Consider the following 24,836-nt stretch of genomic DNA (forward strand, 5'->3'; position numbering starts at 1 on the left):
TTGCTTCTTACTCTTAAGCCCTTACCCTCATGAAAACAACTCCGCTCTCAGCCAACTTTCTCGGTAGCCCGACAACTTCAACCAGAAAGCCCGGCCGCCCGTTTTGGGCAGTAGCCAGGGCCGCTCAGAAGCTGGTGCCAGCCGCCGCCGGGCTGCTGCTGGCTACCACGGCCACGGCCCAGGTAACGGTGTTTCAAAACTGTGACTACGCCGGGCGCAAGGCCTCTTTCGGAGTGGGCAGCTACCCGCTGTCGGCCCTGACCGGGGCCGGCCTGGCCAACGATGACGTGTCCTCGGTACTGGTGACGAGCGGCTACCAGGTCACGTTTTATGCCGACGACAATTACCAGGGTGCTGCGCTGGTTAAAACCAGTGACACGGGCTGCCTGACCGGTGCGGGCTGGAACGACCGGGCTTCTTCGTTCAAAGTAGAAAAGATACCCGTGCCGGCCCCGCCCACCACCTGGCAGGAGCACTGGTTCGACCACAACCAGCTGCTCAGTCGCGTGTACTACGACGACGAGGTGGCCGTGTACTACGACAAGGATGTGAGCCGCTCCATCACCTGGCCTAACACCTACCTGGCCGACGTGTGGCGCTACACCAAGCAGGTGTACGGCAGCTTCGGCGGCGACTCCCGCCTGTATGCCGTGTTTCATACCGGCCGGTACAGCGGTGGCCACCCCGCCACCTACTTCGACGCCCACCACGACTACCGCAACACCATTGACGGCGGCCCCGGCCCCTGGACCAGCGGCGCCAACAACGACCTGGACCTGATGACCCACGAGGTAGCCCATATTGTGGAAGGCGCCTGCAAGGGAGTGAAAGGGTCCCCGGCGTTTGGCATCTGGAAGGACAGCAAGTGGGCCGAAATCTTCAACTACGACGTGTACCGGGGTCTGGGCCGCACCAGCGACGCCACGCGCTGGTACAACCTGATGATCAAGCAGGCGGACAACTTTCCGCGCAGCAACACCTACTGGTTCCGCGACTGGTTCTACCCCATCTATTCCAACTACGGCGAAGCGGCCGTGCTGAACCGCTACTTCGAGCTGCTGGCCCAGTACTACACCCGGACCAACAACAAGTACGGCAGCATGAACTGGGGCGAGTTTGTGCACTTCTGGAGTGGGGCGGCCGGCGTCGACCTCAAGCCGCTGGCCACCCAGGCCTTTGGCTGGCCGGCCGAATGGGAGCAGCAGTTTGCGCAGGCACAGCGGCAGTTCCCATTCACCTACGGGGCGGCCAAGCAGGTGCTTTTCTGCCAGCATATTAATTACGGCGGCTACGCCGTGCCGCTGGCGCCGGGCCGCTACACCACCGCCGCCCTGGCCACGGCTGGTATTCTCACCAACGACCTGTCGTCGGTGCGCGTGCCGGCGGGCTACGAGGTGCGCCTGTACGACAATGGCGACTTCACCGGGGCCAGCCTGCTGAAAACTGCCGACGATGCCTCGCTGGTAGATGACGGCTGGAACGACCGGACTTCCTCCATCGTGGTGCAGAAAACAAGTCCTACGAGCCTAGCTGCCACCAAAACGGCGGTGGGGTTGGCCGTGGCATCCTCGCCCGAGTACCGCTGCCTGGCTTCTGACGGAGCTGCCCCAGCTGGGGGCGGCCCGGCGCCGGCTGGCCCGGCGGCCGGAGAGCTACGCCTGTTTCCGAACCCGGCCACCACAAGCGTGGTGCTGACCGGCCTGGCCCCGGCCCCGACCGAGGTAGGCATCTATGACAAGCGCGGCGTACTGCGCCACACCGTGCGCCTGGAGCGGCCAGGGCCGGAGGTGAAACTGAACTGTGCTACGTTGGAAAAGGGCACGTATCTGATTCGGGTTAGTGGCTCGAAAACCACGCGCACCTACCAGTTCGTCAAGCAGTGAGGTAACGCCACAGACTAACCACAACCTAAAGGGCAGGCTCCAGAGAGCCTGCCCTTTGTATTGGTGCCTACTTCAACTGGCTCGACTCCCACCTGAAAGCTGCGGGCAGCGCTTCGCTTACCGCAACGGCTACATTAAAGGCAAGGCAGCTGCCGGACCCTGCTCTGGGGCAAAGTTTTTACGTGTTTTTTAACTGTGGACTGCCGGAGTCCTGAGAGCAGCTTTGGGAGAAATGCCGCTGGCAAACTCCGGGCGCGGCGTGTGCTGTAGGTGTATACGGGCGGTTTCGGGCGCTTGGTACACTATTTTGGCGGCTTGTTTTGCTTGTCAGGAGCTTTCATATTTGACTGCACGCGCTCCGGCCCCGGCCCTGGTTTTAATGTTTTGCGCTGCCGCTACGCTGCCCGGCTCTGCGGCCCCGCCTGCTGGGAGCGTCACCACTGAAGGTACCGGATTCCGGCAACCTGCCCACGCCCTCCTTTTCAATTCTTCCCTTCCCACCCGTAGCCACATGGCCGCTCCCATCTCCCGCACCCTTCCGCCTCCCACCGCGGCCCCCGATGCTGCCGCCCCGCGCTACACTTCGGCGCTGGCCTCGCTCACGGTGCTGTTCTTTATGATGGGGTTCATCACCTGCCTCAACGACATCCTGATTCCGTATCTGAAAGCTATTTTCAGCCTCAGCTACACGCAGGCCAACCTGATTAACCTGTGCTTCTTCGGGGCCTATCTGGTGATGGGTATTCCGGCGGGCAAGGTGGTGCAGCGCCTGGGCTACAAAGGCGGCATGCTGCTCGGGTTTCTGATTGGTGCGCTGGGCTGCTTCCTGTTTTACCCGGCCGCCGAAAGCCGCTCCTACGGGCTGTTTCTGGGGGCGCTGTTTGTGCTGGCCACGGGCGTGGTGCTCTTGCAGGTGGCCGGCAACCCCTACGTAGCCATTCTGGGTCCGCCCCGGTCGGCGCCGGCCCGGCTCACGCTCACCCAGGCCTTCAACTCGGTAGGCACTACTGTGGCTCCGCTGTTGGGCGCTTCCCTGATTCTGGCCAACCTGCCCGACCTCGACACGCCCGCTGCCGCCGCCACCATCGATGTGCGGGCCGTGCAGCTGCCTTACCTGGCCATCGGTGGGGTGCTGCTCCTCATCAGCGTGCTGCTGGCGCTGCTGAAGCTGCCGCGCATCAGCCACGCCGCAGCCGAGGAGGAGCCTGGCCGCCACGCCTGGCACTACCGGCACCTGGTGTTTGGAGTGGTGGGCATCTTCGCCTACGTAGGCGGCGAGGTAGCCATCGGCTCCCACATCGTCAGCTACCTGCACCTGCCCGACGTGCTGAGCCTGACCCCCAAAGCAGCTGGCGACAAGGTGGCGTTTTACTGGGGCGGGGCCATGGTGGGGCGCTTCGTGGGGGCTTATCTGCTGAGCAAGTTTGACCCCGGCCGTCTGCTGGCCTTCAATGCGGTGGGCGCAGTGGCCCTGGTGCTGCTGTCCATCAGCACTACCGGCGAAGTGGCCATGTGGAGCCTGCTGGCCGTGGGGCTAATGAACTCCATCATGTTTGCCACCATTTTCACGCTGGCCGTGGCCGGGCTGGGCCGCCACACCGAAGAAGCATCGGGCCTGCTGAACGTGGGCATTGTGGGTGGCGCCGTGGTGCCCATGCTCTTCGGGGCCGTGGCCGATGCCAGCACCCTGCGCTGGGCGTTTGTGCTGCCCATCGTGTGCTACCTCTACATTGTGTGGTATGGCCTGCGCGGGCACCGGCCCGCAGCGGCGGCTTCAGGTTCGTCTTTCAGCTAGCCTGTAGCCTGGCTACGGCGTAGCGACGCACTAGCTGGAGGCTCGTCGTTGCACGATACCGTCTGCACATCCATCATTCTGCCGGCGCGGACAACGAGACTCCAGCTAATGCGTCTCTACATCGTAGCCAGGTCGTTACAAACGGCTGCTTGGCGCACCAGGCTCTGCTTTTCTCACTTCTCTCTGTTTTCAGATGCCCAGGCGTAGCACCCTTATTTTCAGCCTTGCGTGTTTGCTGCTGGGCGCAGCTGGCGGTTGCAGCAAGAAGAACCTACCTGCCGCGGCCCCGCCGCCGCCACCTCCGCCGGCCACGCCCGCCGGCCCCTCGCAGGTGGCGCTGTGGCTGACCACGCCCGACAAATCGAGCCTGTTTCGGCCAAGCCCGGTGGCGCTGAACTTTCGGGCGGGCAGCAGCCAGAACCCCGCCATTGCGGTAGATACGGCCCAAACCTACCAGACCATCGACGGCTTTGGGTACACGCTCACGGGCGGCAGCGCCCAGCTGCTGCACCAGATGAGCGCCCCGGCGCGGGCGGCGCTGCTGCAAGAGCTGTTTGGTACGGAGGGCACCAGCATTGGCATCAGCTACCTGCGCATCAGCATCGGGGCCTCGGACCTGGATGAGCGGGTGTTCACCTACGACGACCCGCCCGGCGGCCAGCCCGACCCCACGCTGGCCCACTTCAGCTTGGCCCCCGACCGCGCCCACCTGCTGCCGGTGCTCAAGGAAATCCTGGCCATCAACCCCACCATCAAACTCCTCGGCTCGCCCTGGACGGCACCGGTCTGGATGAAAACCAACAACCGCTCCATCGGCGGCTCGCTCCGGGCCGAGTACTACCCCGTGTACGCGCAGTACTTTGTGAAGTACCTGCAAGCCATGCAGGCCGAAGGCGTGCGGGTAGATGCCGTGACCCTGCAAAACGAGCCCCTGCACCCCGGCAACAACCCCAGCATGCTCATGACGGCCGCCGAGCAGGCCACTTTCATTAGGGACCACGTGGGGCCGGCGCTGCGGACGGCGGGCCTCACCACCAAAATCATTCTCTACGACCACAACCTCGACCGGCCCGACTACCCGCTCAGCATCCTGCAAGACCCGCAGGCCAGCCAGTACGTGGATGGCTCGGCGTTTCACCTCTACGCCGGCAGCATTGAAACCATGAGCACGGTGCGCAACGCCTTTCCCGGCAAGCACGTGTACTTCACCGAGCAGTGGACGGGTGGCCCCGGCAACTTCGCCGAAGACTTTAAGTGGCACATGGCCAACCTCATTATTGGGGCGCCGCGCAACTGGAGCCGCAACGTGCTGGAGTGGAACCTGGCCGCCGACCCCAACTACAACCCCCACACGCCGGGCGGGTGCACCACCTGCCTGGGCGCCCTCACCATCAGCGGCGACGCCGTAACGCGCAACTCGGCCTACTACACCGTGGCCCACGCGGCCAAGTTTGTGCGGCCCGGTTCGGTGCGGATAGGCAGCAACGGGCCGACTACCCTGCCCCACGTAGCCTACCGCACGCCCACCGGCCAGAAGGTGCTCATCGTGCTCAACACGGGTTCGGCCCCCCAAACCTTCGACATTCTGTTTCGCGGCAAAGCAGCCACCACCCAGCTACCGGCCGGGGCGGCGGGCACTTACGTGTGGTGACCCCACTCCCCCGGCCCCTCCGGGAGAGGGGCGCCAAGCGTCAGCTGCAAGCTGCAAGCCATAAGCTGCAAGTCTGTTCTAAGCTTGGAGCCTGAAGCTTGTGGCTTGTAGCTCCAGAACGCTCCCCTCTCCCAGAGGATTCTGCGCATCAAGCGGCGTGGGCCGGGGTGGGGTCCGCGGGGCCGTACGCCAGCCCGAGGACTACTCCCATATTCTACCTCAACCATCATTCTCATGCGCCTTTCTACTACTTCTCGTTTTCGCCGTTGCGGCGCCTTGGCGGGGCTGCTGGCCCTGCTGCTGTGCCTGACCCACGCTGCCTGGGCGCAGAGCTTTCTGCGGGCCAGCGGGCCGCGCATCGTAAATGCCAGCAACCAGGAGGTTATCCTGAACGGCATGAACCTGGGGGGCTGGCTGGTGCAGGAAGGCTACATGATGAAGCCCGGCTGGCAGGGCCTCAACGGCCGCCAAACCCAGGGCACGGTAAAGCAAACCCTCTACAATGCCGGCATGAGCGAGGCCGACGTGGAAGCCTTTTACCAAAGCTACCGCAACAACTTCATCACCAAGGCCGACCTCGACTACATTGCCGCCCAGGGCTTCAACTGCGTGCGGCTGCCCCTGCACTACGACCTGTTTCTGACCCCCAGCCAGCGGGCCGTGCGCAACGGCGTGCTGCGCGGCACCACCTCCTACGAGGCCTACGTGGGGGCCCTCACCAGCTGGTACAACGCCAACCAGCTGTTCACGGACCCAGCCAATATGGAGGCCCTGCGCCTGATTGACAACGTGCTGAGCTGGGCCGCGGCCAACCAGCTGTACGTCATCCTGGACCTGCACGCCGCGCCCGGCGCCCAGGGCACCGACCTCAACATTGCCGATGCCCTGGTGCCGCTCGATTTCTGGACCCGGCCCATTTATCAGGACATCACCAACCGGCTGTGGGCCACCATTGCGGCGCGCTACAAGAACGACGCCCGCATTGCCATGTACGACCTACTCAACGAGCCCAACAATGTGCCCACCAACCAGCAGATCAACAGCGTGCTACAGCGCCTTATCAACACGGTGCGGGCCCAGGGCGACCAGCACCTGCTGCTGCTCGAAGGCAACGGCTGGGGAAACGACTACAACTACCTGGAGAAGCGCACTTTCACCAACACCGCCAACCTGGTCTACAACTCGCACCGCTACAGCGGCGCCACCTACCCGCTCGACAACAACGTCAGCTCCACTGACCCCGGCAACGCCAACAACCTGCGCACCATCGGCAACCTCACCCGCTTCCGCACCGACAACGACGTGCCCATCTGGGTAGGCGAAACCGGCGAAAACACCGACGCCTGGATGAACGAAGCCGCCCGCAACCTCAATTCGGTGGGCATCGGCTGGTGCCACTGGACCTACAAGCGCTTCGAGAACGGCAACAACGCCGCCTTTATGCACATCAACCCGCCCTATATCGTGGACGGGCCCGCCGGCCTGGGCCAGGTGCTGGAGAATATCAAGTTCGCCAACTGCGTGCCCAACACCACCGTCCGGGCCGTGGCGCCTAACCTGAACGGCATCGTGAACTACCCCGGCGGCGGCAACTACTACGGCACCGGGAGCAGCGGCGTGGCTACATTCTATAAGAACTGCAACTACGACGGCGCCGCCGTGGCCTTGCCCGCCGGCGACTACACCCTGGGCCAGCTGCAAAGCCGCGGCATTCTTAACGACGATGTGTCGTCGCTGCGCGTGAACAGCGGCTACGAGGTACAGCTCTTCGAGCACGACAACTTTCAGGGCGCTTCGCTGACGCTTACTGTCAGCAACAGTTGCCTGGTGGCCAATGCCTTGGGCACTGGCAACTGGAACGACAAGGCGTCTTCCATCCGGGTGCGGGCGCGCAACACGGCTCCCATCGGCAGCACCATTTGGCTGCGCGGCAGCAACGGCCAGTATGTGTCCTCGGAAAACGGCACCCAGCCCATCACCTGCAACCGCCCCAGCGTGTCGGGGTGGGAGGCCTTCACGGTAGTGGATGGCGGGGGCGGCAAGGTGGCCTTGCGCGGTTTCAACGGCAAGTACGTGTCCTCGGAAAACGGGGAGCGGCCGATGACGTGCACCCGCGACGCCGTGTCGGGCTGGGAGGCGTTTGACTGGCTGGTGAATGCCGACGGCACCATCAGCCTGCGGGGCTTCAACGGCCGGTACGTTTCCTCGGAAAACGGCACCCAGGCCATGACCTGCAACCGCCCGGCCATTTCGGGCTGGGAAGCCTTCAGCTACGGCGTGTTAGGCGCCGCGCGCGGGGCGGTGGCCGGCAGCGTGGCGCCGGGCAGCAGCCAGCGCACCGAGGTCAGCTTCTATCCTAATCCGGTAGTCAGCCGCCTCGTCTACCAGCTGCCGGCCGGCGTCACCGCTCACTCGCTTACCGTACTCGACCTGGCGGGCCGCGCCGTGCTGCGCCAGCGCGCCGACGGCGCCGGGCCAGAGCATACCCTGGATGTTTCGGGGCTCAGGAATGGGCTGTACGTTGTTCGGCTGGCCGGGCCAAAGTTTTCCACTACCTTCAGAATCAGCAAGCAGTAGCCCTCCTTTTTCCGGGCCGCAAGGGTGAAGGGAAGAACGGATGTAGAGACGCGGCCCTTCGCGTGTGCCTGCTAAACGACACGGCCTGAACGGCTACCTGCCCGAACGGCGCGGATGACGAAGCGCGAATACGCGTCGCTGCATCGGTTTACTTCATTTTCTTTTTCAATGCCTTCCAGAACTCTCTCCGTTCTTTCTCTGACCATCCTTGGCCTGAGTGCTGCGGCGCAACAGCCCGCCCCTAAGCCTGCCAGTGCGGCCCCTTATTCGGCGGCGGGCCGGCAGGTGCAGGTGTACACCACGGCCGCCGGCACCGAGTTGCGCCTGGCCGCCGCCGACAAGCTCACGTTTCAGGCGCAGCCCCAGCCCCTGGAAACCCAGCCCACCGTGTTTGTGGACCCTGCGCACCAGTTTCAGACCCTGCTCGGCATTGGTGGGGCCATGACCGATGCCGCGGCCGAAACGTTTGCCCGACTACCCAAAGCCCAGCAGCAGGAGTTTCTGCAGGCCTACTACAGCCCCAGCCAAGGCATCGGCTACACGCTGGCCCGCACCACCATTCACTCCTCCGACTTCAGCAGCGGCTCCTACACCTACGTGGCCGATAACGACAAGGAGCTGAAGAGTTTCAGCGTGAAGCACGACGAGCAGTTTCGGATTCCGTTTATCAAGCAGGCCCAGGCTGCCGCCGGGGGCCGGCTGACCATGTACGTAAGCCCGTGGAGCCCGCCGGCCTGGATGAAAGACAATAACAGCATGCTGCAAGGCGGCAAGCTGCGGCCCGAATTCCGCCAGGCCTGGGCCAACTACTTCGTGAAGTTTATCCGGGAGTACGAGCGGCAAGGCATTCCCATGTGGGGCCTCACGGTGCAAAACGAGCCCATGGCCAAGCAGCGGTGGGAGTCCTGCATTTTCACGGCTGAGGAGGAGCGCGACTTCGTGAAAGGCTACCTGGGCCCCACGCTGAAAAAGGCAGGCCTGGGCGACAAGAAGCTCATCGGGTGGGACCATAACCGTGACCTGCTCTACCAGCGAGCCGCCACGCTCTTCGACGACCCCGAGGCCAGCAAGTATTACTGGGGCCTGGGCTACCACTGGTACGAAACCTGGACCGGCAGCGCCATGCAGTTCGACAACCTGCGCCGCGTGCACGAAACCTACCCCGACAAAAACCTGATTTTTACGGAAGGCTGCGTCGAGAACTTCAAGCTGGACAACGTGAACGACTGGAAGCTGGGCGAGCGGTACGGCCACTCGATGATTAACGACTTCAACGCCGGCACCGTGGCCTGGACCGACTGGAACGTGCTCCTGAACGAAACCGGCGGCCCCAACCACGTCGGCAATTTCTGCTACGCCCCCATCATCGGCGACACCAAGGCCGGCAAGCTCATCTACACTAACGCCTACCACTACATCGGCCACTTCTCGAAGTTCATCCGGCCCGGCGCCCGGCGCATTGCCACCGCCAGCAGCCGCGACGTGCTCGAAACCACCGCCTTCCGCAACCCCGACGGCACCGTGGCCGTGGTCGTGATGAACCGTACCGACAAAGAGCAGCCCTTCCAGCTCTGGATTCGCGGCCAGGCTGCTCCCGCCACCAGCCGCCCCCACTCGATTATGACGCTGGTAGTAAAGTAGGGGCGCGTTGCACGCGCCCGCCGGAACTGCTCCGCCAAAGAATGTAACGCGAAGTTCCACTTCGCGAAGCGTCAGGAAGTCACTGATTGAACTATCAGCCACACGACCCTGACGCCTCGCGAAGTACAACTTCGCGTTACATTCTTTGGCCTCCTCTATAACAGTAGCCGTTCAACCGAGCGGGAAAAAACGACAACTGCGCGGCACCATTACTGCGCCGAAAACCGAAAGGCCGCCGGCGTCAGGCCGGTTTTGCTTTTAAACAGACGGCTGAAATACTGTGGGTACTCGAACCCCAGGCGAAAGGCCGTTTCGCTGATGGTGAGCGAGGTGGTGAGCAGGAGCCGCTTTGCCTGCTCAATCAGGGCGTTGTGAATGTGCTGCTGGGTGGTCTGGCCCGTGAGCGTGCGCAGCATGTCGCTCAGGTAAGCCGGCGACACGTGCAGGGCGTCGGCGAAGTGCTGCACTGTGGGCAGCGGCTGCTCGTGGTGCTGGGCGAAGTAGGCCGTCAGCAGCGCCTCGAAACGGGTTAGTAAATCGTGCTCCACGGTGCGCCGGGTCAGGAACTGGCGGTGGTAGAAGCGGTTGGCGTGGGTGAGCAGCACGTCCAGCTGCGCCACCAGCACGTCCTGGCTGAAGGCGTCGATGGGCCGCTCGTACTCGTTTCGGATGCTGTGCAGCAGGCCGTTGAGCGTGCTTTCCTCTTGGGCCGACAGGTGCAACGCCTCGTGCACAGCGTAGGAGAAGAAGCCATAGCCGGCTATCTTCTTGCCCAACGGATACTTTCGCAGCAGCTCGGGGCTAAAGACCAGCATCCAGCCTTCCAGTCTGGAAACATCCAGTGTCGCATCCACCGCAAAGACTTGTCCGGGCGCCAGAAAGCCTAATACGCCTTCGTTAAAGTCGTAAGCTTGGTGTCCGTAATGGATACGCCCTTTAAAGTCTTTTTTAAGCCAGATGGTATAGAGCTGCTGCACCACCGGCGTAAGTGGCCGCGGGGTGGTGCGGGTCAGGGCCAAATCAATAACTGTGAGCAGCGGATGCGTCGGCGGGGGTAGCCCGACAAACCGCGTATAATCAGTTACCGTGTTCAGCAAGTGGAAATCTTTGGCGGGCTGTTTCATTGCAGTACAGCTGAGTTGGCTGCGGTAGCTTCTCGGAGAAGAGTATCCACGGAGTGAAAAAGGAAGGAGTGATGAGTGTCGGCTTCCTTCGCTTTGCTGCGGCGGCTAGCACCGACTGCTGCAACAGCCTACAGACCTGCCGGATACGCCGCGCCGGCCGCGCTGCCCACCGGCATAGCGGCTTCCAGCTCGGCCCGTTCCGCTGGGCTTAGTACCAGGCTGGCGGCGGCCACGTTTTGCTCCAGGTACTGGCGGCGCTTGGTGCCTGGTATAGCCACCACACCCTGGGCCAGCACCCAGGCCAGTGCCAGCTGGGCCGGCGTGACGCCTTTGGCCTGTGCCACTGCTTGCAGCTTTTCCACCAGTGCCAGGTTTTTATAGAAGTTTTCGCCCTGGTAGCGGGGAAAATTACGACGCGAGTCGTCGGCTGCGAAGTCGTCGGGCGTCTTGATTTCACCCGACAAAAAGCCCCGGCCCAGCGGCGAGTAGCCCACGAAGCCGATACCCAGCTCACGCGCAGCTTCGAGCACGCCGTTTTCTTCCACGCCCCGGTCAAACAGCGAATACTCGGTTTGGAGCGCCGTGATGGGGTGCACGTGGTGGGCGCGACGCAGGATGTCGGCTGGCACTTCGCTCAGGCCCAGGTAGCGCACTTTGCCTTCTTCCACCAGCCGGCTCATGGCGCCTACCGTCTCCTCGATGGGGATGTTGGGGTCGAGGCGGTGCAGGTAGTAGAGGTCGATGTACTCCGTGCCTAAGTGGCGCAGGGAGCGTTCCACCGACTTGCGCACGTACGCCGGCTGGCCGTTGCGCTGCCAGGTGAGGGCGCCCTGGTCATCAATCTCAAACCCAAACTTGGTGGCCAAAATGACCTGCCCACGCTTGCCGGCCACGGCCTGGCCTACCAGCCGCTCGTTGTCGAAGGGGCCGTAGATGTCGGCCGTGTCGAGCAGGGTCACGCCCAGCTCCAGGGCGCGGTGAATGGTGGCTATGCTTTCGGCGGCGTCGGCTTGGCCGTACACGCTGCCGCCGGGGAAGCCCGTCATGCCCATGCAGCCCAGGCCTTCGATGGATACTTCCAGGCCTTGGCTGCCCAGCGGTACTTTGTTGAGGATGCTCATACGCGGAGGTGAGAGGGAATAAGGGTGAAGAATATGTTTCCCAAAGGTCCCGAGCTTACCCTCCCTAGTCGCTATACAAACCGCAGCTTCTGCAACACAAAACACTGGCCGCGCCGCTGTAAAGTCCAGGCAGCCACGCCCTATCCAGAGCGGTTTACTAACCGGTGAACAGGGTATGTAGATACTTCCGCGGGCGACTCTATGTGCTTCATATAATTATAAATCTTTATGCCTTGCAAAGGTTGCTAGACCGTCCTGCTTCATCTGGCGTCCGCGCAGCCGGAGGCGGAGTCGAAGCATTTCTACTGCTTCGTTGAACGATTGAGTTAGCCAGCGGTAGAGATGCTTTGACTCCGCCTCCGGCTGCGCGGACGCCAGATGAAGCATGACAATAGGTGTGGCAACCTTAGCACGCCAGATGCTTCGACTGCGCGGACGCCAGATGAAGCAGGACGGTCAGGCGACTTCCTAGACAGCTTCCGCCTCTGTTGGCTAACTCTCCAAAAACATGACTTCCGGGTACCGACCTGCCCCCTAACTAGCAAGTCAGTCCCCGGAAGTCCCCGCGCGAGTCCCACAACAGGCGCGGGTACGGTCTGGGCCGCTACTGCGCGGCCAGTGTGAAGGTGGTCATCTGCACGTCGCGGGAGTTGCCGCCCACCATCACCTGAAACTCGCCCGGCTCGGCCACGAACTGCAAGTCCTGGTTGTAGAACTTCAGGTCGTCGGGCGTGAGGCGGAAGGTGAGTGTGCGGCTCTCGCCCTTCTTCAAAAAGACTTTCTGGAACCCCTTCAGCTCCTGCACGGGCCGCGAGATGGAGCCCACCACGTCGCGGATGTAGAGCTGAGCCACTTCTTCGCCGTCGTAGCTGCCGGTGTTTTGCACGGTAACGCGCACTTCCAGGGCGCCGGTGGGGCCAAGCGTGGTGGTGCTCAGCTGGGGCTTGCCGTACTGGAAGGTGGTGTAGCTGAGCCCGTAGCCGAACGGGTACAGCGGGTCGTTGACCTCATCGAGGTAGCGCGACTTGTACTTTTCGAGCTGCACGCCCAGGTAGGGCCGGCCGGTGTTTTTGTGGTTGTAATACAGCGGAATCTGGCCCACCGACCGCGGAAACGTGGCCGTAAGCTTGCCCGAGGGGTTGTAGAGGCCAAACAGCACGTCGGCAATGGCGTGGCCGGCCTGGGTGCCCGCAAACCACGTTTCCAGCAGGGCGTCGGCGTTTTCGTCTTCCCAGGTCAGCGTCAGCGGGCGGCCGCTCATCAGCACTACCACCAGGGGCTTGCCGGTTTGCTTCAGGGCCTTGAGCAGGGCCAGCTGCTGGCCGGGAAGCCCCAGGTCGGCGCGGCTGGCCGCCTCCCCCGACATGCCCTGGGCCTCGCCCACCACGGCCACCACCACATCCGCCTGGCGGGCCACCTGCACGGCCTCCTCGATTTGGGCCGCGGCGGGGCGCGGGTCGATGTCGAGGGCGCCGCCGTGGGCGTTGAGGCGGGCAATGAGCTGGGCGTCGTCGGTGAGATTAACGCCGCGGGCAGTTAGCACTTTCACCGCGCTGCCGGCCGCCTGCCGGATGCCCTGCTCCACCGACACGGCCTGCTTCCAGTCGCCGGCGGCGCTCCAGGAGCCCAACACGTCGTGCTGGCGGTTGGCCAGGGGGCCCACCAGGGCCAGGGTGCCGGTTTTGCGCAGGGGCAAGGTGCTGTTGCGGTTCTTGAGCAGCACCATGCTCTTGCGGGCCACGTCGCGGGCGGCGTCCAGATACTCTTTCTTCATCAGCGTGGCCTTGGCCCGCTTCTCGGTGACGCCGCGGTAGGGGTCCTGAAACAGGCCCAGCTTGTACTTGGCTTCCAGCACGCGGCGGCAGGCCTGGTCAATCTGCTCCTGTTTTACGGTGCCTTCCTTCAGGTTTTGGGCCAGGTTTCTCAGGAATACCTCGCCCACCATGTCCTGGTCGATGCCCGCGTTCAGGGCCAGGGCCGAGGTTTGCGCGTCGTTGCCCAGGCCGTGGTTGGTCATTTCGTTGATGGAGGTGTAGTCCGTCACCACGAAGCCGCGGAAGCCCCACTGCTGGCGCAGTAAGTCCGTCATCAGCCACTTATTGCCGGTAGCCGGCACGCCATTGATGTCGTTGAACGACGACATCACGGAGCCGGCCCCGGCGTCGAGAGCGGCTTTGTAGGGCGGCAGGTACTCGTTGTACATGCGCGGCAGGCTCATGTCGGTGGTGTTGTAGTCGCGGCCGGCTTCGGCGGCGCCGTAGAGGGCAAAGTGCTTCACGCAGGCCATCACCGCGTTACTGCGGCTCAGGTCGTTGGTGGGGCCCTGGTAGCCGCGCACCATGGCCCGCGCAATCTGAGAGCCAAGAAAAGGGTCTTCGCCGGCTCCTTCCGAGATGCGGCCCCAGCGCGGGTCGCGGGCAATGTCGACCATAGGCGAGTACACCCAGTTGATGCCGTCGGCGGCGGCTTCTTCGGCGGCCACGCGGGCACTGCGCTCCACGGCGGCCAGGTCCCAGCTGGCCGCCATGCCCAAGGCAATGGGGAAGATGGTGCGGTGCCCGTGGATAACGTCGTAGCCGAACAGCAGCGGGATGTGCAGGCGCGTTTCTTTCACGGCCATTTCCTGGAGCTTGCGGGCCGCCGTGGGCGTGAACGTGTTCAGCACCGCGCCCACCGCGCCGCGCCGGATGTTGGCGTCCACGTCCTTGCTGATTACCGGCCCGGTTACGTCAAAGCCCACGGTTATCAGGTTCAGCTGCCCGATTTTCTCCTCCAGCGTCATCTTCTGCATCAGGGCACTAATGAAGCCGGTCATCTTCGGATCGTCGGCGGCGGAGGCAATGGTGGTACGCGGAGGCGAGGCTGCCTGTTGGGCTTGTAGTGGCAGGCCCAGCGCCAGCAGCAAAGCAGTGCGGAAGAATCGTTTCATTCGGTGGTGGGTGGAGAACCTTATCCCCCTCTCCGTTGCCTCACCCCCTAGCCCCCTCTCCTTCAGAGAAGGGGACTAGTTTCTAGCTCACTAGAACTAGTATTATCTAGCACTAGAACTAGTTCCCCTCTCTTTTGGAGAGGGGGCTAGGGGGTGAGGCAACGGAGAGGGAGTGAGGTCCGGCTTACTTGTACTCGTAGTGCCGCACGTAGTCTACCTGCATCTGCTGGGGGAAGACGGTGGAGGCGTCGGGGTTGCCGTCGAAGTTGCCGCCCACGGCCACGTTCAGAATCACGAAAAACGGGTTGTTGAACGGGAAAGGGCTGGCGTCGGCGCCGGTGAAGGTGTAGTACTGCTGGCCGTCGAGGTAGAAGCGGAGCAAGTCCTTGCTGCGCACCACTGTAAACACGTGGAAGTCGTCGGACAGGTCGTCGGTCAGCACCTTGGTGGTGCCCTTGTAGCGGTGGTCGGCGGTGCTGTTGCCGAAGTGCATGGTCGAAATCAACTCCTTGGGGCGGCTGCCGCGCAGCTCCATAATGTCGATTTCGCCACACTTGGGCCAGTTATTCTGGTCGATGTCGGCGCCCAGCATCCAGATGGCCGGCCACACGCCCTTGCCCTTGGGCACCTTGGCCCGCACGTCGATGCGGCCGTAGCGGAAGCTCTGCTTGCCTTTGGTAATCAGGCGCGCTGAGGTGTAGGCGTTGTTGCCGGATTGCTGGCGGCGGGCCTGAATGACGAGGTTACCCCCGCTCAGAAACGCGTTGTCGGGCAGGTTGGTGTAGTTCTGCAACTCGTTGTTGCCCCAGCCGCCGCCGCCCTGCTCGTAGGTCCACTTGGTTTGGTCGAGGGTGCCCCCGTCGAATTCGTCGCTCCACCGCAGCTCGGTGTACTGGTTGAAGTCGCGCGGCTCCTCATTCACGGCCGGCGGGGTAGGTGTGGGCGGCAGGGGAGTGGGCGCACTGGATTTTGATTTCTCGGTGCACGAGAGCAGGCTTAGTGCCAGCAGGCCACTTTTCCACCAGGCGGGGTGCCGTCGAAACGCGGATACAGTTTTCATAAAGCGCAGGCAGGTCAAAAGTTGAGGACGGTTTTCCACCGGTTACTTCACTACCAGCTTGAACGTGAACACCGTACCGCCGTTCTGGCCGCTGCCGGAGCGCAGGGTCATCTTCTGGTTGTCGATGCTCAGAATGCGGTACACCCGCTCGGTCGGGGAGGCGTCGGTGGTGCCCAGGAAGGCGCCGGCCCGCGTGAGCGTGAACTGCGCCAGCCCGGCCCCGGCCGCCGGCCCAAACACGAAGGGCGAGGAGCCCGACTGCGGGGCCTGGCAGGAGAAGCCGTTGGCGGAGAAGGTTTCGGCCTTGGCGTCGTAGGTGTACACGTTGGCCATGGTGAAGGTGTACTCATCATCCGACTGGCAGGTGGGCAGGGCGCCCGCCGCCACCCCGGCAAAGTAAGACGACGGCGCGGCCTCGGTGCCCACAATGATGGGCGCATCGGCGGTGTTGTCGAGCTTCCAGGTGCGCGTTGAGCCGCCGGTGAGCAGGCGCTTGATGGGGGCCGTGGCATCGTAGGGAGCTAGCGTCACAATGGTGCGGGTGCCGTCGGGGTTGGTGCCGCGCAGGCGCAGCTTGGTGTCGGTGGCCTCCAGGATGTCGTAGGTTTTATTAGCCACCGAGTCGGGCAGGCCGATGAAGGCACCTTTGCCCTTGAGTACCAGCTGCGGACTGCCGCCGTTGGGCCGGAACACGAAGGAGCCGCTGTGGTTGCGCGACGTGCCGCAGGTGCCGTTCTGGAAGGTCTGCCCGCCACTTTCGTAGTTGACGGTGAAGCCGTTGCTTAGCGAGAACTGGTCGTCGAGCTGGCAGTTTTGCAGGGCCCCCGATGAGGAAATGAGCGTGCCGCCGGCCGTTTCGCGCACAATGGCGCCGGGTTCGTTGGAGAAAGCCCACACGCGGGTGCCGCTGCCGGCGCAGTCCACCAGCTTGCTGAAGGTGGTGTTGGCGCAGGCGTCGGGAATGGTCACGGCTTGCTTGGCCGAGATGCCCGTGCCGCCGCGGCCGGCCGTAATCAGCTCCACCTGGTAGGTGCCGGGCCGGTTGTAGGTGTGCTGCACCGTGCTACCCGAGCCGCGGGTGTTGTCGCCGAAGCTCCACTGGTACAGGAACCCGTTCTGGCTGGTGCTCGTGAACGTGACAACCGTGGGAAACTCGGTGGTATTAGCCTGAAACGTGAAGCTGGACTCCGGCACCGGGCCTTCCAGCTTATTATCGTCGCCTTCTATTTCGCAGCTCGTCAGCAATGGCGCTGCCAGCAGGCCCAGCAGGGCTAAGCGTACTATGTTTTTCATGGGAATTTCTGGTGGGAAATGATGTGGGAGAGGGGAGGATGGTGAGGTAGCGAGTAGTGAATGAGTGAGGTAGTAAGTCGGTGATAGGAAGACCATCCTGCTGAGCTTGCCGAAGCATCTCTCCCGCTTCGTCCTCACGATTGGGGTTACCCCCAGTAGAGATGCTTCGACAGGCTCAGCATGACGGCCTTTCCCTTCACTCATTTACTCACTCGCTCATTTACTCATTCACTTAATACCCCGGATTCTGGGTCAGGCCGGGGTTCACGTCCAGCTCCGACTGCGGAATGGGCAGCACGATGTTGAAGGGCTTCACGCCTTTGGCAATGAGCTGGGGCGAGGTGAGCAGCTCGCCGGTGCGCTTCATGTCAAACCACCGGTCCATCTCGAAAGCCAGCTCGTACTTCCGCTCCCGAATCACGGCCGTTTTGAAGGCGGCGGCCCCAATGCCCGCGGCCAGGTCGCGGGGGCTAGCCGTGCCCAGCGGCAGCCCAAAGGCCCGGCGGCGTACTCGGTTGATGGCGTCCAGGCCTTCGGGCGTGGGGCCCACGGCTTCGGCCAGAATCAGGTACACCTCGGCCAGGCGCATCACCGGAATGTTCAGCTCCGAGTCCCAGATATTGGTGTTCGTCTTGCCCACAAACCACTTTTTGCAGCCGTAGCCGTTGGGCGAGCCGGGCAGGGAGCTGGGCTGCTTGCGGCCGTCGGGGTAGGTGTCGCCGGGCATCCAGATGGTAGCGTCGCGGCGCCGGTCGCCGGCCTCGTAGCCGGCCACGAAGTCAGGCTCTGGAATGTTGAAGCCGTAGCCGCCCTGGGGCGTGGCGCCCTGGCCGCGGGGCCCGAAGAACTCGTTGCCGCTGAAGCCGGGGCCGTTTTGGGTCCACTGGTTGCGGCCCGAAAAGAACTGCGCCTCAAACAACGACTCCTTGCCGTTCTCATTGGCTACCTTGAAGTTGTCGGCGTAGTTTTCCCACAAGGACTTGCCGCTACTGCTTATCACCTCGCGGGCCCGCGTGGCGGCTTCGGGCAGCTTGTTCTGAGTGAGGTGCACCTTGGCCAGCAGGCCCGTGGCCGACCACTTGGTGGCCCGGCCCAGGTCGTCGCCGCTGTAAGAAGGCGGCAGGTTGCCGATGGCGTCGGTCAGGTCCTTCTCAATCTGGGCGTACACCTGGGCCGCCGGAGTGCGGGGCACGTTCACGTCGGCCAGCGTAACGGGCGGCGTGGTCAGCAGGGGCACGTCGCCGTAGGCCCGCACCAGGTCAAAGTAGTACTTGGCCCGCAGAAACTGCGCCTCACCAATGCACCGCTTCTGAATAGCGGGGTCGATGCTCATGGCCGGCACCTTTTGCAGCACGATGTTGGCCCGCCCGATGCCCACGTAGCAGCTGCCCCACAGGCGGGTAGCTACCAGGTTGGTAGCCGGAATGTTGAAGAAGTCGAGCTGCTGGTACTCGATACCGTCGCCGCCGCCCCCGCCGCCGGTGGTCGAGATGTCGGAGGCAATGTCGCCCAGGCCCCAGAGGGCGGCGTTGTACTGGCCCTGCGTAATCAGCTCGCCGTAGATGGCGTTGGTGGCCTGAATGGCGTCGGTGGCGGTTTTGTAGAAGTTGGCGTCGGTTACCTGGTCGGTGGGAGACTCCTCCAGAAACTTCTCGCCGCACCCGCTCAGCAGACCCAGCGTCAGGAGCCAGGCGCCGCAGGCGTATTTATTGAAAGTCGACATATGCTAGGGTGGTTAGGAGTAAGTGTTAAGGCAAGCGTGCTGCAGTGCAAGCGTTTAGTACCCATGCTTGCAGCTTGTAGCTTACAGCTTGTAGCTCTAGAAACCGATGTTAAGGCCGGCCAGGAACACGCGCGGCTGCGGGTACACGCCCAGGTCGACGCCGCGGGCACCTACTTCGGGGTCGTAGCCGGAGTACTTGGTCAGCGTCAGCAGGTTTTGGGCCGTTACGTACACGCGCAGCTGCTTGGCGGCAATACGCTCCTGCAAGGCCGAGGGCAGGGTGTAGCCCAGCGTCAGGGTTTTGATGCGCAGATAGGAGCCGTCCTCCACAAAGTAGCTCGACACGCGCAGGTTCTGGTTGGGGTCGGCGTTGTCGCCGCCCACGGCGCGGGGCACGTCGTTGCTGGTGCCGGGGCCGGTCCAGCGGCCCAGTACGCGGGTGCTGCCGCTGCTGGTGCCGTAGAGCGGGCTTTCCAGAATGTAGCGGTTCTGGTTGTAAATGTCGTTGCCCTGGGAGCCCTGCACAAATACGTTCAGGTCGAGGCCTTTCCAGGTCAGCGTGTTATTGATGCCGTAGAAAAAGTCCGGGTTGGGGTTGCCGATGAAGGTGCGGTCGGCGGCGTTGATAAGCCCGTCATTGTTCAAGTCCCGGAAGCGGATGTCGCCGGGGGCGGCTCCGTTCTGGGTGGCGTGGTTTTTCACGTCTTCCGGCGTCTGAAACAGGCCATCGGCCACGTAGCCGTAGAAGGAGCCGAAGGGCTGGCCTTCATCGTAGCGCACAATCACGCCGCTCAGCACGCTCAGTCCGTCGTAGGGTTGCCCCACACCCAATGACTCCAGCTCGGTCTTAAACGCCGACACATTCAGCGTGGTCGTCCAGCTCAGGCCGCTGCCCGCGCCCCGCACGTTGTGCGAGGTAAAGGAGAAGTCGATGCCGCGGTTGTAGGCCGACGCCGCGTTGCGGTTTACGGCTTCGTAGGTGCCCGATACCAACGACACCGGCACCGGCGCAATCAGGTTGGGCGACTGGCGGTTGTAGAGGTCAATGGTGGCCTCGAAGCGGTTTTCCAGGAAGCCCAGGTCAATGCCGATGTTGGTTTGGTTGTTGGTTTCCCAGCGCAGGTCGGGGTTAGCCTGGCGCGTGGGGGCAGCCCCAATCTGCAAGGTGCCGCCGTTGGCCCCAAAGGGATACTGAATGCCCGAGTTGATGGCGTAGAGGTAGGCAAAGCGGCCGGCGTTGTTGGGGTTGCCCACCTTGCCGTAGCCCACGCGCAGCTTCAGGTTGCTGATTAGCTGGTTATCCTTCATGAAGTCTTCCTCCGAAATGCGCCAGCCGGCCGATACGCCGGGGAAGAAGCCGAACTTGTCGCCGGGCGGGAAGCTGCTGGAGCCGTCGTAGCGGGCAATGGCCTGGAACAGGTACTTGCCGGCAAACTCGTAGTTGACGCGCCCGAAGTAGCTGGCTAGGCGGGACGGCGGGTTAATAGTGCCCGCGTTGGCCAGTTGGGTGTTGATGGGGCCGGAGTTGATTACCTGCAAGTCGTTGCGCAGAAAGCCGGTGCGGTAGGCCTCCACATTGCTGTAGTTGAACTGCTGAGCCGACTGCCCCAGCAGCACCGTAACCTGGTGCCGGTCGGCAAAGAGCCGGTCGAAGGTCAGGGTGTTTTCAATCAGGTAGCTCGGCGCGTACGAGGAGGTAGCCGTGGCGCCCGACGTAGCCTGGGTGTAGCGCGTGGAATAGGTCTGGCCGTCGAATTGCAGCTCGGGCACGCCCGGCCGGAAGGCCCGGAAATTGTCGAAGATAAAGTCGGCGCCCACGTTGGTGCGGAAGCGCAGGCCCTTCACCGGTTCCAACTCCGCAAACACCGTGGTCAGGGCGCGGTTGCGGGTGAAGCGCTGGTTGGTGATGGTAGCCGAAGCCAGCGGGTTTTCCTCGATGAAGTTGTCCTGGGCGCCGCGGGGCTCATAGTAGTAGCCATCGGGCCGGAACACCGGAATAATGGCCGGCATGCGCAGCATCTGCTGCACCGTGCCGTACTCGCCGCTGTTGGAGGTAATCTGCCGGTCCGAGAGGTGAGTGAGGGAGATGCTGCTGCCCAGCTTCAGGATGTTATTGGCCTGCAAGTCGCCGTTAGCGCGCAGGGTAAACCGCTCAAAATCAGAGCCGATGATGGTGCCGTCCTGCTGGAAGTAGCTGCCTGACAGGGCGAAGCGGCCCTTGTCGTTGCCGCCCGTCGCCGACAGCGAGTAGTTCTGGATGGCGGCCCGGCGGAACACTTCGTCCTGCCAGTCGGTGCCCTCGCCCAGGGCTTGCGGGTTGCGCAGGCGGTCTACCACAATGGGGGCGCCCCCGGCTAAGCGGCCTTCGTTGTTGATGACGGCGTACTCCTCGGCGTTCAGCAAATCCAGCTTGCGCCACACCTGCTGCACCCCGCGGTAGGCGTCCAGGTTGAGCGTGGAAACCCCGGCCTTGCCCCGCTTGGTGGTGATGATGACCACGCCGTTGGCGGCCCGCACCCCGTAGATGGCGGTGGCCGAGGCGTCCTTCAGAATGTCGATGGTTTCAATGTCGTTGGGGCTGATGGCGTTCAGCTGGTTTTCGCCGCCCTCGGGCAGCGGAAAGCCATCCACCACGTACAGTGGGTTGTTGTTGCCGGCCGAGGTGATGCCGCGCACCCGAATGGACGTGCCAGCCGCCCCGCCCGGCGCCCCGCCGTTGGACGTTACCGTGACACCCGCCGCCCGGCCTTGCAAAGCCTGGGTAGCATCGGCTACCGGCTGCGTGGCAATGTCGCGCGCCGACACCGACGATACGGCGCCCGTTACGCTGCCGCGCTCCTGGGTGCCGTAGCCCACTACTACCACTTCGCTCAGGGCGCGGGTGTCTTCGGCCAGCGTAATGTTCAGGTTGCTCGTGGCGCCCGTGATGGGTACTTCCTGGCGGGCAAAGCCCACGTAGCTGATAATGAGCGTAGCATTTTCTGGCGCGTTCAGCGAGAAGCGGCCGTCGGCGTCGGTGGTGGTACCCAGCGTGGTGCCTTTCACGATGATGGTGACGCCGGGTAGCGGTTCGCCGCTGCCGCGCTGGGTAACGCGGCCGCTCACGGCTACATCGGCGGCAGGAGTGGTGGGGCGGGCTGTGGGAGCTGCGCCGAGGGCCGGTGCTGCCAGCGCCGTGGCTGGTAGCCCGCAAGCCGCCAGCCACAACGCCCGGCGCAGTGCCTGGGAGTAGAAGTGTGATTTCATTGAGTGTGGGAATTTGGGAAGGAACTAAAAGCAGCTAGGGCACCGGCCAGCGGTGGTCCTAGCTCAGGTAAAAGTCCGGGCCGGGAAGCCAGCCGTAGCACGCGCGCAATACAGAAGCAGGAAGGCAGAGCAGCCGACCGGAAGGCGTGGGAACAGTCGGTGGAAGCTGCACCAGGGCGCGAGAGCTAGAAAGGCAAACCAGGTGGGAGCAACACAGCCGGGCAATGAAGCCAGGAAAACACCCAAATATATCCGACCCTATTTCGGAAAAGCAACTACGAAAACGCCTCAGAAAAGCCTCGAAGGCCGTTTTTGAGCTTACATCACACTGCAACTATACACTTACTGCACACGCACATCACCAGACTTACGGCTCCTAAATGTACGGTATGGCATTCAAGTGAATAGAAGGCAACACCTAAGAAACAATCAAAAAAAGAACAGTAAAGACTAAAATTTTTACACTTTTTTCACGCTCATGCTCACTTAAATATCAAAGCTGCTTAATGGGGCTGTTTCAGAAGTTGTTCCAAACGAATTGGACTGTCCTGCTGAACGGAGCCGGAGGCGAAGTCGAAGCATCTCTACTGCTTCGTCCGCACAATTGGAGTTACCCTCTGTAGAGATGCTTCGCGGGACTCAGCAGGACAATCCGATATGTCCGGAACAACCTCAGTTGCAGTTCGCTGAACCCGATACGAGCCATAGGTCGCGTTGCTACAGCAGCTTGGCTTATTCATAGCTAACTAACGCCAACTGCTTCTTACTCCACACCTTAGGGGAGAAATCTGCGCTAAGCCTGGGCTGACGATTCCTCGGCCATTGATTCCTCGTGCTCTACGCTGGTGGCGTCGAGCAGCACGTGGGTCCAGCCTTCATTTTCGTCGAAATCGGGGGCGTGGCGGCGGCGGCGCATGGCTTCCAGCACCTTCTGGCTGAAGCTCCAGCAGGTACCCTGGCGCAGGTCCAGCACCCGCGAGAGTTCCTGGGACGAGTAGTTGCCTTTGTGCGTGTAAATCAGAAACACGGCGTAAAAGGCCTTGATAATGGAGAACTTACACTTTTGCAGCAGCGTGTAAGCCGTAGCCGACTCCACGTAGCGGCACTTGGTGCAGCGGCGCGAGTACAGCTCGCGCCCGTCGCAATACTTCTCGTGGCCGCACTTGCGGCAGCGGTAGCCGTCGGTCCACTTCAGGTTGGCCAGGTATCGGAGGCAGGCGTCCTTGTCGGGGTAGATTTGGCTGAACTCGCCGAAATCAACCTCCTTGGACAGCACGCGGGCCGTTTTCACTTCCTGCAAGTCGCGCTGCAGCTCCAGGTTCAGCTTCTCAATGGCCGCCGACTGCAAGGCTAGCAGGCCGTTGGCTTGCAGCAGTTCCCGGTTTTGGGCGGCAATGGTGTCGCTCTGCCGGCGCAACTCCTCGGTGCGCTGGGCCACCAGGCTTTCCAGCTCCGAGTTAAGCTGGTCTTTCAGCTCCTGGTTTTGCCGCAGCTGCTCCACCAGCATGTTCTGGGCCACGTGCTTTTTGCGCAGCTGCTTCACCAGCTTGTCCTGGGCCCGGATGGTGGCGTCGCGGATGCTCTTGATTTTCTCACCCAGGGCGTACGACAGCACCACCACTTCCACCACAAACGCCACGTTCATGCTGTACACCGTAACGGTATTGGTGAAGGTATGAATCCCTAACTTCCTCAGAATCAGGAAGCAGACGCTGGTAGCTACTAGGGCGTGAGCCAGCAAAAAGAACCGGGCCGGCCGGAAGCCCCGCTGCCACACCCGAAATGCGGCGTAGTACAGCATTCCGTAGGGCAGCAAGTAAAACCAAAACCCCCAGCCTGAGTGCAGCCACCACGTATCCAGCAGCAGCACGCCCACGCTGATGAGCACCACCCGGCGCACCCAGGGGTCGTAGCGGGGCAGGCGCTGCGGGGCATCCAGAAACTGGCGGGCGTAGTAGCTGAATGTGAGCAGCAGCAAAATGGGCGAGCCGGCAATAATCAGCTGGTTCAGCTCCGGGAAGTTGGGCCACAGGTACTGAAAGCCCAGGCCATCTTCGGACAGGAACACCAGGCTGCAGCTGAGCACGTACAGCACGTAGCGCAGGTAGGTTTGTTCGCCAATGAAGAGGTAGAGGCAGAGGTTGTACACTACCATAATCAGCAGCACCCCATAAAACGCGCCCAGCAAGCCATACTCCGTCTGGAAGTGCACGGCCAGGGGCTGCTCGGTACGCAGGCGGCTCACAAAGCTGGTTTTGGAGTTAGAGCTGAGCCGCAGGTAGTAGGTGTGGCTGCGGTTAGGCTCCAGCGGCAGCCGAAACAAAAAGTTTTTGTACGGAAACCGCCGCGAGGCCAGCCGGTGGTCGGCGCCGGTGTGGATGGCGCCCTGCTCGGTGCTAGCCGAGGGGTAGAAGATAATGTCGTTGAGGTGGGAGTCGAACAGCTCCAGGTACCAGTGCTGGTTCAGGGAGCCGTTGGCGTGCACCACCAGCCGCAGCCAGTACGCGGCGCCGGCGCGCTCCATGGTGGACGGCCGCTGGTCGCCGCGCACAAACTGCCGGGCGGTGGCCGGGCGCTGCACATCGGCCAGGGTGAGGCGGCCGGTGGGGTCTTCCAGCACGCTATAGCACCCCGAAGGTATGGGCAGCTCTTCCAGGGCCGAGCTTACCCGCAGCGTATCGGCGGGGCGGGCAGCGGCGGGAATACAGTGCAGCAAGTTCAGCAGCAAGCTGCTTAGCGTCAGGAAAGAAAACCAAGCAGCCCAACGCGGTGGGGGTGGGAGGATGACGAGCT

13 protein-coding genes are annotated in these 24,836 nt (G+C 62.8%); 5 read left to right on the forward strand and 8 right to left on the reverse strand.

What is annotated here, in order from left to right:
- Positions 1–29 precede the first annotated feature (29 nt).
- The 5 genes from OIS53_RS19215 to OIS53_RS19235 all read left to right on the forward strand — a co-directional run bounded on the left by OIS53_RS19215 (position 30) and on the right by OIS53_RS19235 (position 9,547).
- Positions 30–1,883 (forward strand): peptidase inhibitor family I36 protein, encoded by a 1,854-nt coding sequence (locus OIS53_RS19215; protein WP_264680199.1) that lies wholly within the window; start codon positions 30–32, stop codon positions 1,881–1,883.
- A gap of 511 nt (positions 1,884–2,394) precedes the next feature.
- Positions 2,395–3,678, forward strand: a complete 1,284-nt coding sequence (locus OIS53_RS19220) for a sugar MFS transporter (protein ID WP_264680200.1) — start codon at positions 2,395–2,397, stop codon at positions 3,676–3,678.
- Between the two features lie 193 nt (positions 3,679–3,871).
- The gene (locus tag OIS53_RS19225) at positions 3,872–5,329 is read left to right on the forward strand and encodes a glycoside hydrolase family 30 protein (RefSeq protein ID WP_264680201.1); all 1,458 of its coding nucleotides are present in this window, start codon (positions 3,872–3,874) and stop codon (positions 5,327–5,329) included.
- A gap of 234 nt (positions 5,330–5,563) precedes the next feature.
- Positions 5,564–7,906: a cellulase family glycosylhydrolase gene (locus OIS53_RS19230; protein WP_264680202.1), complete on the forward strand. Its 2,343-nt coding sequence runs from the start codon at positions 5,564–5,566 to the stop codon at positions 7,904–7,906.
- Positions 7,907–8,074: 168 nt separating this feature from the next.
- A complete protein-coding gene (locus OIS53_RS19235) occupies positions 8,075–9,547 on the forward strand; it encodes a glycoside hydrolase family 30 protein (RefSeq protein ID WP_264680203.1) in 1,473 nt (490 codons plus the stop codon).
- A gap of 209 nt (positions 9,548–9,756) precedes the next feature.
- On the opposite strand, the gene OIS53_RS19240 is transcribed toward OIS53_RS19235, so the two are convergent.
- The 8 genes from OIS53_RS19240 to OIS53_RS19275 all read right to left on the reverse strand — a co-directional run bounded on the left by OIS53_RS19240 (position 9,757) and on the right by OIS53_RS19275 (position 24,759).
- Complete coding sequence (locus tag OIS53_RS19240) at positions 9,757–10,671, reverse strand: helix-turn-helix domain-containing protein (protein ID WP_264680204.1); 915 nt, start codon at positions 10,669–10,671, stop codon at positions 9,757–9,759.
- Positions 10,672–10,799: 128 nt separating this feature from the next.
- On the reverse strand, positions 10,800–11,792 hold the full coding sequence (locus tag OIS53_RS19245) for an aldo/keto reductase (RefSeq protein WP_264680205.1): 993 nt from the start codon (positions 11,790–11,792) through the stop codon (positions 10,800–10,802).
- Between the two features lie 604 nt (positions 11,793–12,396).
- Positions 12,397–14,721, reverse strand: a complete 2,325-nt coding sequence (bglX, locus tag OIS53_RS19250) for a beta-glucosidase BglX (protein ID WP_264680206.1) — start codon at positions 14,719–14,721, stop codon at positions 12,397–12,399.
- Positions 14,722–14,905: 184 nt separating this feature from the next.
- Positions 14,906–15,781, reverse strand: a complete 876-nt coding sequence (locus tag OIS53_RS19255) for a glycoside hydrolase family 16 protein (RefSeq protein WP_264680207.1) — start codon at positions 15,779–15,781, stop codon at positions 14,906–14,908.
- Between the two features lie 42 nt (positions 15,782–15,823).
- On the reverse strand, positions 15,824–17,074 hold the full coding sequence (locus OIS53_RS19260; RefSeq protein ID WP_264680208.1) for a PKD domain-containing protein: 1,251 nt from the start codon (positions 17,072–17,074) through the stop codon (positions 15,824–15,826).
- Between the two features lie 232 nt (positions 17,075–17,306).
- A complete protein-coding gene (locus tag OIS53_RS19265; protein ID WP_264680209.1) occupies positions 17,307–18,797 on the reverse strand; it encodes a RagB/SusD family nutrient uptake outer membrane protein in 1,491 nt (496 codons plus the stop codon).
- 96 nt (positions 18,798–18,893) lie between these two features.
- Positions 18,894–22,043, reverse strand: a complete 3,150-nt coding sequence (locus OIS53_RS19270; protein ID WP_264680210.1) for a SusC/RagA family TonB-linked outer membrane protein — start codon at positions 22,041–22,043, stop codon at positions 18,894–18,896.
- Between the two features lie 793 nt (positions 22,044–22,836).
- Positions 22,837–24,759 (reverse strand): 7TM diverse intracellular signaling domain-containing protein, encoded by a 1,923-nt coding sequence (locus OIS53_RS19275; RefSeq protein ID WP_264680211.1) that lies wholly within the window; start codon positions 24,757–24,759, stop codon positions 22,837–22,839.
- Between the last annotated feature and the right edge of the window lie 77 nt (positions 24,760–24,836).

The sequence above is a fragment of the Hymenobacter sp. YIM 151500-1 genome, assembly GCF_025979885.1.
Lineage (GTDB): Bacteria > Bacteroidota > Bacteroidia > Cytophagales > Hymenobacteraceae > Hymenobacter.

Excerpts from the sequence above, each read along its gene's own strand:
- OIS53_RS19225 (WP_264680201.1), top strand. The coding sequence starts at position 3,872 with ATGCCCAGGCGTAGCACCCTTATTTTCAGCCTTGCGTGTTTGCTGCTG.
- OIS53_RS19215 (WP_264680199.1), top strand. The coding sequence starts at position 30 with ATGAAAACAACTCCGCTCTCAGCCAACTTTCTCGGTAGCCCGACAACT.
- OIS53_RS19270 (WP_264680210.1), bottom strand. The coding sequence starts at position 22,043 with ATGAAATCACACTTCTACTCCCAGGCACTGCGCCGGGCGTTGTGGCTG.
- OIS53_RS19265 (WP_264680209.1), bottom strand. The coding sequence starts at position 18,797 with ATGTCGACTTTCAATAAATACGCCTGCGGCGCCTGGCTCCTGACGCTG.
- bglX (WP_264680206.1), bottom strand. The coding sequence starts at position 14,721 with ATGAAACGATTCTTCCGCACTGCTTTGCTGCTGGCGCTGGGCCTGCCA.
- OIS53_RS19240 (WP_264680204.1), bottom strand. The coding sequence starts at position 10,671 with ATGAAACAGCCCGCCAAAGATTTCCACTTGCTGAACACGGTAACTGAT.
- OIS53_RS19220 (WP_264680200.1), top strand. The coding sequence starts at position 2,395 with ATGGCCGCTCCCATCTCCCGCACCCTTCCGCCTCCCACCGCGGCCCCC.
- OIS53_RS19255 (WP_264680207.1), bottom strand. The coding sequence starts at position 15,781 with ATGAAAACTGTATCCGCGTTTCGACGGCACCCCGCCTGGTGGAAAAGT.
- OIS53_RS19235 (WP_264680203.1), top strand. The coding sequence starts at position 8,075 with ATGCCTTCCAGAACTCTCTCCGTTCTTTCTCTGACCATCCTTGGCCTG.
- OIS53_RS19245 (WP_264680205.1), bottom strand. The coding sequence starts at position 11,792 with ATGAGCATCCTCAACAAAGTACCGCTGGGCAGCCAAGGCCTGGAAGTA.
- OIS53_RS19230 (WP_264680202.1), top strand. The coding sequence starts at position 5,564 with ATGCGCCTTTCTACTACTTCTCGTTTTCGCCGTTGCGGCGCCTTGGCG.
- OIS53_RS19260 (WP_264680208.1), bottom strand. The coding sequence starts at position 17,074 with ATGAAAAACATAGTACGCTTAGCCCTGCTGGGCCTGCTGGCAGCGCCA.